At 54.1% G+C, this 15,011-nt stretch carries 13 protein-coding genes; 5 read left to right on the forward strand and 8 right to left on the reverse strand.

What is annotated here, in order from left to right; all coding sequences use genetic code 11:
• From WCC56_RS14970 to WCC56_RS14980, 3 genes are all read left to right on the forward strand, one after another.
• The coding region (locus tag WCC56_RS14970) for a c-type cytochrome (protein WP_424693144.1) at positions 1-933 on the forward strand (933 nt) is incomplete at its 5' end.
• On the forward strand, positions 914-1,450 hold the full coding sequence (locus WCC56_RS14975; RefSeq protein WP_424693145.1) for a sugar dehydrogenase complex small subunit: 537 nt from the start codon (positions 914-916) through the stop codon (positions 1,448-1,450). The genes WCC56_RS14970 and WCC56_RS14975, both read left to right, overlap by 20 nt.
• Positions 1,447-3,081, forward strand: coding sequence for a GMC family oxidoreductase (locus tag WCC56_RS14980; protein ID WP_424693146.1), 1,635 nt, complete (start codon positions 1,447-1,449; stop codon positions 3,079-3,081). The genes WCC56_RS14975 and WCC56_RS14980 overlap by 4 nt, the downstream gene beginning before the upstream one ends.
• Before the next feature lie 123 nt (positions 3,082-3,204).
• Here WCC56_RS14980 and WCC56_RS14985 read toward each other — a convergent pair whose 3' ends face one another.
• On the reverse strand, positions 3,205-4,422 hold the full coding sequence (locus WCC56_RS14985) for a sugar transporter (RefSeq protein WP_424693147.1): 1,218 nt from the start codon (positions 4,420-4,422) through the stop codon (positions 3,205-3,207).
• A 197-nt stretch (positions 4,423-4,619) separates the two neighbouring features.
• Positions 4,620-7,010 (reverse strand): membrane-bound PQQ-dependent dehydrogenase, glucose/quinate/shikimate family, encoded by a 2,391-nt coding sequence (locus tag WCC56_RS14990; RefSeq protein ID WP_424693148.1) that lies wholly within the window; start codon positions 7,008-7,010, stop codon positions 4,620-4,622.
• A 238-nt stretch (positions 7,011-7,248) separates the two neighbouring features.
• Here WCC56_RS14990 and WCC56_RS14995 point away from each other — a divergent pair, with 238 nt between their 5' ends.
• Positions 7,249-7,656 (forward strand): (R)-mandelonitrile lyase, encoded by a 408-nt coding sequence (locus WCC56_RS14995; protein WP_424693149.1) that lies wholly within the window; start codon positions 7,249-7,251, stop codon positions 7,654-7,656.
• A gap of 42 nt (positions 7,657-7,698) precedes the next feature.
• Here the strand turns inward: WCC56_RS14995 and WCC56_RS15000 are convergent, their stop codons facing one another.
• The 5 genes from WCC56_RS15000 to WCC56_RS15020 all read right to left on the reverse strand — a co-directional run bounded on the left by WCC56_RS15000 (position 7,699) and on the right by WCC56_RS15020 (position 12,518).
• Entirely contained in the window at positions 7,699-8,232 is a 534-nt protein-coding gene (locus WCC56_RS15000) for a PadR family transcriptional regulator (RefSeq protein WP_424693150.1), read from the reverse strand.
• 4 nt (positions 8,233-8,236) lie between these two features.
• Positions 8,237-9,028, reverse strand: a complete 792-nt coding sequence (locus tag WCC56_RS15005; RefSeq protein ID WP_424693151.1) for a siderophore-interacting protein — start codon at positions 9,026-9,028, stop codon at positions 8,237-8,239.
• Between the two features lie 121 nt (positions 9,029-9,149).
• Positions 9,150-10,472, reverse strand: coding sequence for a PQQ-dependent sugar dehydrogenase (locus WCC56_RS15010; protein WP_424693152.1), 1,323 nt, complete (start codon positions 10,470-10,472; stop codon positions 9,150-9,152).
• The gene (locus WCC56_RS15015) at positions 10,469-10,903 is read right to left on the reverse strand and encodes a DUF2231 domain-containing protein (RefSeq protein ID WP_424693153.1); all 435 of its coding nucleotides are present in this window, start codon (positions 10,901-10,903) and stop codon (positions 10,469-10,471) included. The genes WCC56_RS15010 and WCC56_RS15015 overlap by 4 nt, the downstream gene beginning before the upstream one ends.
• A gap of 235 nt (positions 10,904-11,138) precedes the next feature.
• Positions 11,139-12,518: an NAD-dependent succinate-semialdehyde dehydrogenase gene (locus WCC56_RS15020; RefSeq protein WP_424693154.1), complete on the reverse strand. Its 1,380-nt coding sequence runs from the start codon at positions 12,516-12,518 to the stop codon at positions 11,139-11,141.
• A 129-nt stretch (positions 12,519-12,647) separates the two neighbouring features.
• Between WCC56_RS15020 and ptrR the strand changes: the two genes are divergently transcribed.
• On the forward strand, positions 12,648-13,517 hold the full coding sequence (gene ptrR / locus WCC56_RS15025) for a putrescine utilization regulator PtrR (protein ID WP_424693155.1): 870 nt from the start codon (positions 12,648-12,650) through the stop codon (positions 13,515-13,517).
• Between the two features lie 82 nt (positions 13,518-13,599).
• On the opposite strand, the gene fabV is transcribed toward ptrR, so the two are convergent.
• Entirely contained in the window at positions 13,600-14,796 is a 1,197-nt protein-coding gene (fabV, locus tag WCC56_RS15030; RefSeq protein ID WP_424693156.1) for an enoyl-ACP reductase FabV, read from the reverse strand.
• Positions 14,797-15,011: the final 215 nt, after the last annotated feature.

Genomic DNA, 15,011 nt, shown 5'->3' on the forward strand with positions numbered 1-15,011 from the left:
GTATGGAACAAGCTGTTCGCTGACTCCAGGCCATGGACGCCAGCGCCTTCTGCCTCGCCTGAAGTGAATCGCGGAGACTACCTGGTCAACGCGCTGGCGCACTGCGATACCTGCCACACCCCACGCAATACGCTGATGGGCCAGCAGAACGATCGGGCCTTATCGGGCGGCAGTCTGGGCAGTTGGTACGCGCCGAACATCACGCCGGATCCACAATCGGGGATCGGCAACTGGTCGGCTACCGAGCTGGCTCAGTATCTGAAAACGGGCCATGTAGCAGGGAAAGCGCAGGCGGCTGGGCCAATGGCTGAAGCGGTTGAACACAGCCTGCAGTTTCTGTCAGACAGTGACATTCAGGCGATGGTGGCTTATCTGCGCCAAATCCCGGCGGTCAGCAATGGCGCTGTCATGCCCAGAGACAGCTACGGCGCACCTTCTGAAACCGAGCAGCAGGTCCGTGGGCAAGCAGGCCAGACGGATGCGGGCTGGCAGGTCTTCAGCGGCAGCTGCGCTAACTGCCATCAGCCTGATGGTCAGGGCAACGAGCGGTATCCTTCGCTGTTCCACAACACCGCAACCGGCGCTGAAAATCCAGATAACCTGGTTTCCGCGATCCTTTACGGGGTTCATCGCACGGTGAATGGCGAGGCGATCTCAATGCCTGCCTTTGGGCCGGATGCGGACTTCACTACCCGCCTGAGCGATAAGCAGATTGCCGATGTCAGCAATTACGTGCTGAAAAACTACGGTAATCCGCAGACCACGGTGACGGAAGCGCGGGTGAAAACTTTACGTGAAGGCGGCGATACGCCCTTACTGGTCAGGCTGACCAGGCCTTCGGTTATGGGCAGTGCGGCGGTGATCCTGCTGCTGATTGTGGTGATGGCAGTGTTGATCAGAAACCGGAGGAAGCATGTCCGCAACCAGTCATAAGCCTGAGGGAATGAGCCGTCGTCGCTTACTGCAAGGTATGGCTGTGCTGTCAGCAAGCGCTGCGTGCGCCTCGCTGTTTCCAGCGCAAATGGCTGAAGCGCAGCAAAGCATCGACAGCGGGTTTGCTGGCGTGTCGGCCTTTCTTGTTAGCCGCCCAACCAGTCCAATTCTGAGCCAGCGCTATTATCAGGCGTTACAACGTCACTATAAAACGTTCCCGGCACAACTTGCCTCGCTGGCGGCGTACCTTCAAACCCACACCTTCTCCCATGTCGATGACTTTTTACTGGCCGTGGGTCAGGACGATGCGCTGCGTCAGACAGCCGCGTTAATTATTGGCAGTTGGTATACGGGTGTGGTGGGAGAAGGCGCAGACAGCGAGCTGATCGCCTATTCCGACGCGATGATGTACCTGCCAACCAGGGGCATTCTTGTGGTGCCAAGTTATGGCGGCGGCCCGGATTCCTGGGGAAGCAAGCCCGTTGAGCCGCAGACAGAGAAAGGAGCAACAGCATGAACAAAGTCGATGCCGATGTGATCATTATTGGATCCGGCGTGATGGGCGGTCTGGTGGCCACACAGCTGGCAAAAGCCGGTAAATCGGTGATCATCGTGGAAGCTGGCCCACGCATTAAACGTCAGGATATTGTCGAGCGCTTCCGCAATTCGCCGTTCAAAATGTCGCTGACCAATATGAAGCTTCAGGGCGTGGGTTCGCCCTATCCAGATCTGCCGCATGTCCCTTCCACTTACGGTGAGTATCTGCAACAAACCGGCCCGGTGAAATACCCGACCAAATATCTGCGAGTGGTCGGCGGCACCACCTGGCACTTTGGTTCCGCGCTGTGGCGAATGATCCCCAATGACTTCAAATTACAGAGCCTGTATGGCCGGGGCCGGGACTGGCCGTTTGGTTATGACGAACTGGAAGGCTGGTACGGCAAAGCTGAAGGTGAACTTGGCGTGTCCGGCATGGATGGGCAGGATGAGAGCGGTCACGGTGGGCAAGCCTGGCCGCCCCGCTCCACGCCTTTTCCGATGACCGGCCTGGAGCCGAGCTATTTGTTTAAACGCCTGTCAGAGCTGTTAGGTAACGGCGGTTATAACCCGGTGATGGAGCCAAACGGCCGCGCTACCCGGCCTTACGGCAAACGTCCGGTCTGTGCCGGGAATAACAACTGCAATCCGGTTTGCCCGATTGGCGCCAAGTATGACGGTTCAATGCATATTGACGAGGCTGAACGGCATGGCGCGAAGCTGCTGGATAATTCAGTGGTGTATCGCATTGAGGCGGATGATGCCGGAACAATCACCGGTATCTGGTACAAAAAGCCGGATGGCACTGAACATCATCTGACGGCCAATTACTTTGTGCTGGCCGCATACGGCATCGAATCCCCTAAACTGCTGCTGATGTCTACGTCAGAGCGCTATCCGAACGGCATCGCTAATGGTTCCGATCAGGTTGGCCGTAATTTGATGGGGCATACCGGCATCAGCATGAATGTGATGATGAAGGAAGACGTCTGGCCGGGTCAGGGACCGACCGAGCTGCTGGTTTACCTGAACAACCGGGATGGCGCGTTCAGGAAGGATTTCCCCAGCTATAAAATCAAAGTCCGTAACACGGTTCCCACTGCGGATTATGCGGCCGGGCTGATTAAAAAAGGCGTGCTGGGATCGAAGCTGGACGAGCAACTGAAGACGTTATCAGCGCGTTCGCTAAACTTCGCTATCGATTTCGAAACGCTGCCGCTGCCGGAGAACCGGATCGTGCCCAGCAAGACCAAAAAGGATGCCATTGGTTTGCCGCTGCCGGAGATTTACTACAGCGTGACTGATTACTGGCATGCAGGCAAAGCGGAAGGACTGAAGGATTTCGACAATTTCGCCCGCCTGCTGAATGCAGACGTGTCGAAAATCGATACCGGCTATCAGGATCGCCAGCACATTATGGGCACCACCATCATGGGCAACGATGCCAAAACCTCGGTGGTGGACAGCAATTGCCAGACCCACGATCACCCTAACCTGTTTATCGCCGGAACCAGCGTGATGCCATCAGCTTCCTGCATGAACCCTACGCTGACTGGCGCGGCATTAAGCCTGCGACTGGCTGACCATTTGCTTAAGGTGGTTAACGTGTAGTTGGCCCACGCGCGGCAATCTTCTTAAGGACTGAGGCTCTCTGGCCTGGCGCCATAACGAAAAAACCACCCATATACGGGTGGTTTTTTTATTACCTCAACGCAGGCGAGTTATCGGCACTGCTCAAGCTTCAGACTTTGCGCCCATCTGCTGACCGGGCTCAGTGGTTCTTGATGGCCATTTACGGAACATCGCTACCACACCAATCAAAGCCGCAATGGCTGGGATGGCAGCCATATAGCCGACTGAAGACAGGCTAAGATCCATACTCACTTTATTGCCCAGCAACGCACCCGCGCCGATGCCAATATTGACGATGCCGGAGTACAGCGCCATCGCCACATCGGTGGCATCCGGGGCCAGCGTTAAGACCTTCATTTGCAGGCTCATGCCAACAATCATAAAGGCCATTCCCCACAACATAGACACCGCGATGGTGCCGTTCTGACTGGCTGAAATCGGCATTAAGATCAGCAGACAAACCGAGATTACCCCAATCGACACTGTCAGCATTTGGGCAGGACGATGATCGCCCATGCGGCTGAACAGGATGCTGCCTGCAATGCCTGCAATGCCAATCAGGAACAGCAATAACGTGGCATAGCCTTCGGTAAATCCGGCTACCTTCACCACAAAAGGCTCGATGTAGGTGAAGGCGGTGAAATGGGCCGTCACGATCGCCACGGTCACCGCGTATAAACTCATCAAGGCCGGACGACGCAGCAGCGTAGGTAAATTTCTCACCGTGCCACCCTGCTCAGATTTCACCGACGGCATCACGCGGATAATCATCCACAGCAGAAGCAACGCCGCTGCGCCGATGATCAGGAAGGTATAACGCCAGCCGGCAAACTGTCCAATCACACGGCCCAAAGGCAGGCCCAGCACAGAGGCTAAAGCGGTGGCCATAGCCAGCAGGCTCAGGGCCTGAGCTCGTTTACCGGCAGGTGCCAGCCGAACAGCCAGTGAAGCGGTGATCGACCAGAACAAGGCATGCGCCAGGGCCACACCAGCGCGACTGATCAGCAGCACATTAAAATTCCACGCGAAAAATGACAGCAGATGGCTGCTCGCGAACAGCGTAAACAGCACGATCAACAGCGTGCGACGGTTTATCTGGCTGGTCGCCAGCATCAGTGGCAGCGACATCAGCGCCACAATCCAGGCATACACGGTCATCATGATGCCGGCCTGCGAAGACTCCAGCCCAAAACTGCTGCCGATGTCAGAGAGCAAACCAACAGGGATATATTCAGTGGTGTTGAACACGAAAGCGGCGACTGCCAGAGTCAGAACCCTGGACCAGGCTACCTTGCGCGAAACGGCTAACAATTCAGACATAGCGTGCAGCTCCTGGATGAAATAAGACGTCCGAAAGCGCATAAGTGTAGGGAGATTTGAATTTAATTCAATAAAAGTGTGATGAATATCTCATTTTTAAGATATGGATTTTGGGTGAGTCGCGGGTTATTAACCAGGAAAACGGATGAAGAGAGGCGAAAAAATAAGGGCGGAACTGGCGTTCCGCCCTCAGTCTATTACTTCAGACGATACGCTACAACAGCATCGCCCGGTGTAGTGCCCAGAGAACCGTGTCCACCCGCGGCGATAACAACGTACTGCTTGTTATCGGCACCCATGTAAGTGGATGGCGTGGCCTGGCCACCGGCTGGCAACTCGGTCTCCCACAGCAGCTTACCGGTGCTGGTGTCATACGCGCGGAAGAAGTTATCTGCCGTTGCGCCATGGAACACCACGTCACCTGCGGTGGTCAGAGGACCGCCGTGCGCCACCATGCCCATCGGGAAGCCAATTGGGAAACGGCCCGGCAGGAAGGTGGTTTTCAGGTTTTTGGTGGTGCCCACGCGGCGTAACCACTCGGTTTTACCGGTTTTCAGATCAACACCGACCATACGGCCCCAAGGTGGAGCAATACACGGAATACCCAGGCTGGAAGAGAGCTGCTGGATATGGATCGCGTAGTCACCGTCAAAGTTCTCATTCCAGTAAGGCGTACCGTCTTTACTGAACAGACGCTGGGTAGCCGTTTCTGGCGTACGTTTGATCAGGTTGTATTTGTAAGCCAGACGAACTGGAGAAGCGATCAGGATCTGACGCTGTGGATCAACGGTGACAGACCCCCAGTTGAACACCCCAATGTTACCAGGGAAGACAATTGAGCCCCCTTCCGTTGCTGGCGTCCATGGGTTGCCATCATAACGCAGGGATTTGAAGTCGATGCGGCAGGCCATCTGATCGAACGGCGTCAGGCCCCACATAGATTTCTCACTGAGTGGGTCCGGGATAAAGTTCAGCGAGGAGACTGGCTGAGTCGGCGAGTACTTCTCACCCGGGATCCCTTTAGTCGACACATCGACCTGATTGATTGGGTACACAGCCTGACCAGTAAGGCGGTTCAGCACGAACAGGTTACCGGTTTTGGTTGGCAGGATCACCACTGGCTGTTTTTTACCCTGATAATCGATGTCCAGCAGCGAAGGCTGAGACGGATTATCACGGTCCCACAGGTCATGTTTGGAAGACTGGAAACGCCATTTGAACTGGCCGGTTTTCAGATCCAACGCCACCAGCGTGTCACGGAATTTCTCGGTGTTGCTGTCAGGATTACGCTCGATACCCAGCTCATCGGGTGAAGCGTTACCAAACGGCACATACACCAGGCCATTCTTCACATCAGCACTCAGCGTGGCCCAGGCAACTGGGGTATCCTGCGGATAGGTCTGGCCCGCCGCGATTGGCTGCGTATTTTCCGGATTGGCCGGGTCGAAGTTCCAGACCAGACGACCGGTGATCACGTCATAAGCACGGATAACGCCTGATGGGTTACCGGCATTAAAGCCATTATCCATCACCGAACCGCCAACAATCACCAGATTTCCGGCAACCAGTGGCGCGGCAGTTTGCATCAACGCATGCGGACGGATTTCGCCCATGTTCGCACGCAGATCAACCACACCGTTAGTGCCGAAGTCAGCACAAAGCTTGCCGGTATCTGCATCCAGCGCCAGCAGTTTGGCATCGTTAGCGGCGTTGAAGATACGCTTACGGCAAACAGCCGGAGAGTTCGCTACAGCGGCTGGCTGCACGGCATTACCGGCAGCAGCTTCTGGCGCTTCATAGTAGCTAACGCCACGACAAGTCTGGTGCTGTTGCAGATAAGAGCGATCTTTGGTCGGCTCATACTTCCACTTCACTGCACCGGTTTCCGGGTTCAGCGCGTGCACTTCGTTGTGCGGCGTACAGAAGTAGACAGTGTTGTTTACTTTCAGCGGCGTGGCTTCGAAAGTGTATTCAGTGGCATCTTTATCATTACGCAGGTCGCCAGTGTGGTAGGTCCAGGCCACTTCCAGGTTGCTGACGTTATCAGCGGTGATCTGCTTCAGATTAGAGAAGCGCGCGCCGTTGTTGGTGCCACCGTATGCAGCCCAGTCATTACCGGCTGCGTCGGTCTCAGCAGGAGCACGCTCATTGGTGATATTCCCTTCTTTCGGGTACGGATCGTAAAACATCAAGCCAATCACAATGGCGATCATGATGATGACGGTGGTACCGAGGAAAGGATGGAATTTGGCAGGGTTTGCTGGGTTCTGCGCTTTAGACAGCGGACGAACCACCCAAGGTAAGGCCAGCCAGACACCGATCAGGCCAATCAGATCGCCGCGAGGGATCCACTGCCATTTATCGAAGCCGACTTCATAAATCATCCAGGCCAGCACAATCCACATCAGGATCGCGTAGATGGATAGCGCAATTTTTTTATTCTTAAACAGCGCAACTGCAGTAATCAGCAGTCCGATTGCCATAACGGCATAAAATGGTGAGCCACCGATCATCAGCAACTGACCACCCATGTAAAGCATAGCGAGACCCACAATCGCTATAACGATACTCGTCAATTTGTTAATCATTTTTATCTCTCAAAGTGTACAAATGGATAAATCTTATCCTTACGAACCCTTACAATCCGACAACACAAATTTAACTAAAAAAACTAAAGAAATGAAACTCATTTATTGGAGGAAGAGCAGGTTATTTTCCATTTATGACTTTAGGGCATAATTTCTTCCAGGGTTGAACGCTAGTTTTCCGTGAAGGTTGACCTATCCTTGTCAGACAAAATAACGCTGTCTGCGATGAGGTTTTACGATGATCGATATCTTTAAACACGGTGCAACACCTACCGCCAATGGCCCGGAAGAGTACTTTACCGGTGAAGTGAAAATTGATTCGCCGTTTAAAACCACGGAACCCGCACGCGTAAGTGGCGCAACGGTTTCCTTCCCCGCTGGGGCACGTACCGCGTGGCACACCCATCCGCTGGGACAAACGCTGATTGTGACGGAAGGCCAGGGCTGGGTGCAGGAGTGGGATAAACCGGCTCAGCTGATGAAGAAAGGCGATATTGTCTGGATCCGTCCTGAGGTTAAACACTGGCACGGAGCCAGTGCCAACAGCGCAATGACACATATTGCGATTGCTGAAGCTCAGGATGGCAAAGTGGTCGACTGGATGGAAAAAGTCTCTGACGAGCAATATAAGCAGCCTGCGGAATAACAGGCGCTAAGCTATAGCACTGAATGTCGTCAGAGGCCGATCTCAGCTGCGCTCAATTTTTTTTGCCGCGTCGTCCAGCGCATCGATAATGGCATAGAGTGTGGGTTGAGCAAGTTCAGGCTGCGACAGACGGGCGTTGAGCGCCATTTTCATATTATGAATAGCGCGCTCAATTTCCGGGATGCTGCGGTTATTCACCAATACCGCCATCGAGGTCAATCGGTCGAGGATGGCTTGCAGGCTCTCCTTTGCCTCACCGAGCTGGCGCTCGCCCTCTTCTGCCAGACGGTAAGCTTTCCGCGTGGCCTGCGGATCCTGAACCCGAATACAGTCCATCTCTTCCAGCAACGTCAGATTAGGGTAGATAATGCCGGGACTTGGCGAATACTCCCCCTTTGACAGCTCCTCAATGGATTTAATCAGCTCATAACCGTGCGCGGCTCCCTGCGAGATAAAGTGCAGGATCAGCAGGCGAATATCGCTGGCATCCAGCATTTTTTCGCGCCGCTTTCTGCGAACCTTGGCACAGGCTTCGCGCTGTACCGGGTCCTGATGTGCGTGTGGAGAAATTTTCATCACCTTATTTCTTATGCCAGTACGCTACTGCCCTGACAAAATCGGCTTCCTTTTGACGCGTCCCGGTAAAATAGTCGCTCAGCTGTTTTACAGCAGCGCCCTCACCCGTCAGCCAGATAAAGTAATCTTCTTCAGGCAGGTCGATCTTATCCAGCTGGCTGATGACTGCCGGAACGGTGTCAGTATTCAGGGTGCCGCTTCCCAGCCAACACACCTCGACACCGCTCATCTCTTTCAGATACTCCCTGCCGGTGGCTTCATCCACCCAGGCAAACAGCTTAATCTGGCTGCCGCTCATCGTTGCCAGACGGCGCTTGAAGGCGGGTAACCCGGTTTCATCGCAGACGTAGAGCTGGAAATCATAATCCTCTGGCACGACAAGCGACCCGCGAGGACCGCCGATTGCCAGTTTGTCACCCGGTTGCGCTTTGGTCGCCCAGTCGCTGGCTACGCCAGACTGGTGAAGATAGAAGTCCAGGGTCAGTGTCTGGCCATCAAAGAACAGCGGCGTGTAATCACGCGCAACCGGTCTGATGCCGTCTTTCCATACCACACCGTCTTCGGTGATTTCCGGCAGATGAAACTCGCCGGTTTTAACATCGGGAAAGAACACTTTGATGTGATCATCAAAACCTGACGAGGTGAAGCCTTCAAGCGCTTCACCAGCGAACTCAATGCGGTAGAAGTTCCCGGCAATAAAAGTCTTAGAGATGACTTCTACCGGGCGAAAACGCAGTTCATTTCTTACGCGGCGCGGAACGCGGCGATTTTTTTCAGCGATATCTGACAAGATCATTCTCCCAAGTGGGGTGGCGAACCCGTGACTATTGCGCCGACTGGCTTGGGATAAAATATATCTATGATATATCTTGATCACAAGCTAAATCGTCAAACGCCTGCCACGGGTCGCCAGACCTTCAGGGGTTAACTGCTGCAGTGACGCGCCACACCACGTTGCCAGCATCATCAGCAATCAGTAATCCTCCCTGCCGATCCATGGTTAGCCCGACAGGCAGACCGCGCACCTCTTTCTGATCATCGGTCAGAAAACCGGTGACCACTGGCTTCGGTTGACCAACAGGTTTGCCGTCTTTAAAGGCAACCCAAACCACCTGATAGCCATTCAGCGGTTTGCGATTCCAGCTGCCGTGCTCGCTGATAAAGGCCCCGCCACGATAGTCTGCCAGATTATTTCCCTCGTAGAACCACAACCCCAGTGGGGCAACATGCGAACTAAGGGCATAATCCGGCTTGATAGCCTTCGCGACCAGATCCGGACGCTGAGGGCTGACACGTTGATCGACATGCTGACCGTAATAGCTGTAAGGCCAGCCGTAGAACCCGCCCTCCTGCACCGAAGTCATATAGTCTGGTACCAGATCGGCACCAATCTCGTCACGTTCGTTGACAATCGCCCACAACTTGCCGGATTGTGGCTCCCATTGCAGCCCGGTAGGGTTACGCAATCCGCTGGCGTAGATGCGGCTGGCGCCGGAAGCAACATCCACTTCCAGGATATCTGCCCGGCGATATTCAGCCCCGATCCCGTTCTCAGTAATATTGCTGTTAGAACCGATGCCCGCGTAGAGTTTACTGCCGTCCGGACTGGCCAGCAGCGCTTTAGTCCAGTGATGGTTTATCGGCCCGCCTGGCAGCTCAGTCAACTCCGTTCCTGCATCGGTGATTTTCGTCTCTCCGCTTTTATACGGATACTTTCTGATGGCGTCGGCATTGGCCACATACAGACTGTCGCCAATAAGCTGTACACCAAAGGGCGAAGACAGGCCCTCAAGAAAGACGTGTTTTTCCCAGGTTTTGCCGTCGCCGTTGCTGTTTCTTAACAGCGTGATTCGGTTCCCACCCGCGCCACCTTTGCCAGACGCATTTTTAATGATGCCGGTGATCAGCTGTTTGGGCTGCGTGGTGGGCGCTTTTGGCCCGCTGCCTTCAACGACCAGAATATCGCCGTTTGGCAGAGTATAAAGTTGGCGGGGATGCTCCAGCCCGTCGGCAATTTTTTCAATGTTCAACCCTTCCGCCACCTTGGGTTTTTCACCCTCTTTCCAGGCTGCGCCAGTGGGAACCTGCATCGGGGGGATCAGGAAGTTTTTTGCGGCCGGAAGCTCAGGGTTTTCCCCAGTCTGCCGGGAAGGATCGATTTTCGCGCCATCATCACAACCGGAAACCACCAGAGAAACCGAGAGGGCCAGCAACGAGAGGATCGGTGATTTCTGGATCATAAAACCTCCTGAGTGCGGGTGCGCAAAGCCAGCTGAACATTGGCGAACAGCAGTAACAGCACCACCAGCGTGGAAAGGATTGCGCCGGTTGGCACGACGGCAAAGGCATCACGGCTGTGGACAAAGGCATTAAAAATAGCCAGCACAATCGCCAGCAGCCAGGCCCAGAAGTGTATTTTTATCGCCGATCCCTGAGGATACGATTGCCCAACCCAAACCTGCACAAGGTTGATCAGACGGGGAATAATGGCGATGACCAGCCCAAAGGCGATCAGCCAGCTGGCAGCTCTGGTCCAGACGATTTCGGTACTGTAAATATAAATAATATCGAACAGCCAGGCGGCAACAAAGAAGCCCAGAGGCACAGGGTTCAACAACGAATAGAGCGCAACAGCCAGGCAGGAACTACGGGATGTGGCTTGGGATGACATTCACAGACTCCTTTTACGAAATACGCACGACGAGATAGAAACGGACAATACCGTTGTACCTGTCAGTAAAAGGTTAGTTAATTTAATGACTTTGTGTGGATAAATGTGACATTAAGTGAATCTTTAGCCGAAAAAAAGCCGGGGGATTTTCTCCACCGGCTGGAATAATTCGTCTGATTCCTCCTTTTAGCCCCTTAACAAAGCTGGCGCTAAAAGGGGTATTCAACCAAAGCCCTTAACTTTCCTGCCAGACTGTCTGCGCATTGGTGAACTCGCGGATGCCGAAGTGAGAAAGCTCACGACCATAGCCGCTGTGCTTAACACCACCAATTGGCACACGAGGATCGGAGAAGCTAGGGGAGTTGATAAACACGCCACCGGTTTCAATCTGACCAGCCAGTTCGCGGGCTTTCGCCAGGTCCTGGCTCCAGAGGCTGCCGCCCAGGCCAAACTCCGAGTCGTTGGCCATCGCAATGGCCTCTGCGGCATCTTTTGCCACAATCAGCGAAGCTACCGGGCCAAACAGCTCCTGTTTAAAGCTGGTCATGCCCGGCTTCACGTTGCTTAATACGGTAGGCGCATAGAAATTGGCATCGCCTGGAATAACGTGGCCGCCGAGCAGACACTCTGCCCCTTCTTTCAGCGTCGCCTGCACCTGAGAGTCCAGTTCGTCACGCAGGTCGAAGCGCGCCATCGGGCCGATATAGGTGGATTCATCACGAGGATCGCCCACTTTCATCTCTTTTACCGCCGCGACAAACTTGTCGCGGAACTCTTCAAACACCGCAGATTCAATGATGATGCGTTTTGCGGCAATACAAATCTGCCCGCTGTTAGCAAAACGGCCCGAAATGGCGCCCTTTACTGCCGCATCAATATCCGCATCAGCCAGCACGATGAAGGCATCTGCACCGCCCAGTTCCAGCACGCTTTTCTTGATGGCGGCACCAGCAAGACCGGCAATTGCGGCACCAGCACGGACGCTTCCCGTCAGCGTCACCGCGGCAATGCGGCGATCGTTGATGATTTTTGCTACCGCATCATTATCCGCATTCACGACGTTAAACAGCCCTTCAGGAACGCCTGCGGCAGTCAGAATCGATTGCAAAAGGAGCGCACAGCCCATCACATTCGGCGCTGGCTTCAGCAAATAGCTGTTACCGGCCAGCATGATGGGCACTGCACCGCGAAGAACCTGCCAGACCGGGAAGTTCCACGGCATTACCGCCAGAATCGGGCCAAGCGGCAGATATTGTACAAAGGCCTTATCGTTCTCTACCAGAGTCGGTTCTGGCTTGAGGAACTCCGGTCCCTGTGCGGCATACCATTCGCACAGTCGCGCGCTTTTTTCGACTTCGGCCAGCCCTTGTGTAACGGGTTTGCCCATTTCATCCGTCATCATCTCCGCCAGCTCGCGTGCATGTTGACGCAGACCACCAGCGACAGACAGCAGCAGCTCGCTGCGTTCGGCCACCTTGCTGACACGCCAGTCCTGGTAAGCTGACCAGGTTTGTTGCAGCGCCGTATCGACCTCTGCAGAGGAAGCAAAAGGCGTGTTACGAGACACTTCGCCAGTAAAGGGATTACGTGAAAGTGCACCTGTTGTAGCGTTCATAAACTTCTCCTGATCCGTGGGCAGCGTGCCCGAAACAAAGGGATTATCTTGATGCCTTCATCATAGGCTTGCGATGCTTTCTTTAAAAATGAATAATAATGAAAATATCTTACTCATAATGAGAATGTTATGGACCTGACTCAGTTGGAGGTGTTCCGCGCCATAGCGGAAGAAGGTAGCGTTACCGCGGCTGCCGAGCGCCTGCATCGCGTGCCATCGAATATCTCCACACGCTTGCGCCAGTTGGAAGAGGAATTGGGCGTCTTGCTGTTCAGTCGCGAGAAATTGCGCCTGCATATCACTGACGCGGGAAGAACCTTGCTGGATTACGCTATCCGCATCCTTGCTCTGACTGAAGAGGCCCGTGAACGGGTCTCCAGCCAGCATCCCGCAGGGGTTTTCACCCTTGGGGCGATTGAAAGCACGGCTGCTGTTCGCCTTCCTCCCTTGATCGCCCGCTATCATCAGGCGTGGCCAGAGGTGGAACTTGACCTCTCTACCGGGCCTTCCGGTGATATGACAGATGGCCTGCTGTCTGGCCGTTTCAGCGCGGTCTTTATTGATGGCCCACCCAAACATCCCCAGCTGGAAGGCGTGCCTGCCTTCGCCGAAGAAATGGTGCTGATCTCCTCGCTGAACCATCCTCCAGTAAACTGCGCTGACGATATCAATGGTTCAACAATCTATGCTTTTCGCGCCAACTGCTCTTACCGCCGGCTGTTTGAAAATTGGTTCGCGCTGGATAATGCCGCGCCGGGTAAAATTTTTGAAATGGAGTCCTATCATGGCATCGTGGCTTGTGTCAGCGCCGGTGCCGGGCTGGCGATGATCCCCAAAAGTATGCTGGAAAATATGCCGGGCAGATCCAGCGTTATGGCCTGGCCAGTAGCGGAAGAGCGGGGGCACCTGAATATCTGGTTGGTGTGGCGGAAAGGAAGCCGCTCTGCCAATCTGCAGGCGATGGTCACTCTGCTTGAAGCCGGTATGCTGAATAACTAACCGGCCTGATTAGCTAAGCGCTTTTTTATGAGCAAAAAAAAGCCTGTCCGAAGACAGGCTTGTTATCCGGGCAAATCAGAACTTACATCTGCACCAGATTTTTGATTTTAACATCTGGGTTTACGTCTGCTTCGTAATCCACGCCCTGCAGGCCAAAACCGAACAGGTGCATAAACTCAGTTTTATAGCCGACGAAATCAGAGATTTCATTCAGGTTTTCGTTGGTCACGGTTGGCCACAGTTTCACCACTTCGTCCTGGACTTCAGGCAGCAGCTCTTTATAGTCCGCACGCAGACGGCCCACGTCATCCAGAATTGGCGATGCGCCGTACAGGCTGTCTTTAAACAGGCCGTAGACCTGCTCGATGCACCCTTCATGTGTTCCCTTCTCTTTCATCACTTTAAACAGCAGTGACAGATAAAGAGGCATCACTGGGATCGCCGAACTTGCCTGAGTCACCACGGCTTTCAGCACGGAAACGCGTGCGTCGCCGCCTTTTTCAGCCAGGCTCTCACGGATAGTCAGAACGCGTTTGTCCAGATCCTTCTTAGCTTCGCCGATTGATCCATTCCAGTAGATGTCATGGGTAATCTGCTCGCCCAGGTAGGTGAAGGCGGTCGTCTTCGCGCCGTCAGCCAGAACACCTGCTGCTTTCAGATCTTCAATCCACATCTGCCAGTCTTCGCCACCCATTACCGCTACGGTGCCGTCAATCTCTTCCTGAGTAGCCGGTTCCAGCGTGATGTCGGTGATGGTTTCTTTATCGGTGTTCAGGCCGCGAGTCGTCAGCGATTTCCCCACTGGCTTCAGCGTGGAGTTAAACACTTCACCGGTTTTTGGGTGAGTACGGCGTGGAGAAGCCAGGCTGTAAACCACCAGGTCTACCTGACCCAGATCTTGCTTGATCAGCTCAATAGTCTTCTGCTTCACAGCGTCAGAGTAAGCATCGCCATTGATGCTTTTTGCATACAGGCCTTTGGCTTCAGCCAGCTCTTCAAAAGCCGCTGAGTTGTACCAGCCCGCGGTAGCCGGTTTGGTTTCTTCACCGGCGCGCTCAAAGAACACGCCCAGCGTATCGGCTTCACAACCGAATGCAGCAGAGATACGTGCAGCAAGGCCGTAACCTGTTGAAGCGCCAATCACCAGCACCTTCTTCGGGCCATTGGCAATTTTGCCGTGGCTGGTCACGTATTCGATTTGTTTCTCAACGTTAGCTTTGCAACCCGCCGGATGGGCAGTAACACAGATAAAGCCACGGATGCGTGGTTTAATAATCATGTCGACCTCAATTGATACTGTCACAGTAAATATGGGCAGTAGAATACCCGCTTGTGCCGGTTCAGGCAAAGCTATCGGCTAAAGGATCGCTTCCAGCTCAGTCGTTTGCTCACTCTTCATGCAGTCAGCGCAGCAGAAATGGCGCAGACCTTCCGGCGTTACAGTACGGTAAAGAGTCAGTATAGCGCTCAGGATCTGCCAGAGGGAGATGAAGT

The organism is Erwinia sp. (genome assembly GCF_049696395.1).
Classification (GTDB): Bacteria; Pseudomonadota; Gammaproteobacteria; order Enterobacterales; family Enterobacteriaceae; genus Erwinia.

Bases quoted from the DNA above. Each gene is read 5' to 3' on its own strand.
- fabV (WP_424693156.1), bottom strand. From the start codon at position 14,796: ATGATTATTAAACCACGCATCCGTGGCTTTATCTGTGTTACTGCCCAT.
- WCC56_RS15020 (WP_424693154.1), bottom strand. From the start codon at position 12,518: ATGAACGCTACAACAGGTGCACTTTCACGTAATCCCTTTACTGGCGAA.
- WCC56_RS15005 (WP_424693151.1), bottom strand. From the start codon at position 9,028: ATGATCTTGTCAGATATCGCTGAAAAAAATCGCCGCGTTCCGCGCCGC.
- ptrR (WP_424693155.1), top strand. From the start codon at position 12,648: ATGGACCTGACTCAGTTGGAGGTGTTCCGCGCCATAGCGGAAGAAGGT.
- WCC56_RS14980 (WP_424693146.1), top strand. From the start codon at position 1,447: ATGAACAAAGTCGATGCCGATGTGATCATTATTGGATCCGGCGTGATG.
- WCC56_RS15000 (WP_424693150.1), bottom strand. From the start codon at position 8,232: ATGAAAATTTCTCCACACGCACATCAGGACCCGGTACAGCGCGAAGCC.
- WCC56_RS15010 (WP_424693152.1), bottom strand. From the start codon at position 10,472: ATGATCCAGAAATCACCGATCCTCTCGTTGCTGGCCCTCTCGGTTTCT.
- WCC56_RS14990 (WP_424693148.1), bottom strand. From the start codon at position 7,010: ATGATTAACAAATTGACGAGTATCGTTATAGCGATTGTGGGTCTCGCT.
- WCC56_RS14995 (WP_424693149.1), top strand. From the start codon at position 7,249: ATGATCGATATCTTTAAACACGGTGCAACACCTACCGCCAATGGCCCG.
- WCC56_RS15015 (WP_424693153.1), bottom strand. From the start codon at position 10,903: ATGTCATCCCAAGCCACATCCCGTAGTTCCTGCCTGGCTGTTGCGCTC.
- WCC56_RS14985 (WP_424693147.1), bottom strand. From the start codon at position 4,422: ATGTCTGAATTGTTAGCCGTTTCGCGCAAGGTAGCCTGGTCCAGGGTT.
- WCC56_RS14975 (WP_424693145.1), top strand. From the start codon at position 914: ATGTCCGCAACCAGTCATAAGCCTGAGGGAATGAGCCGTCGTCGCTTA.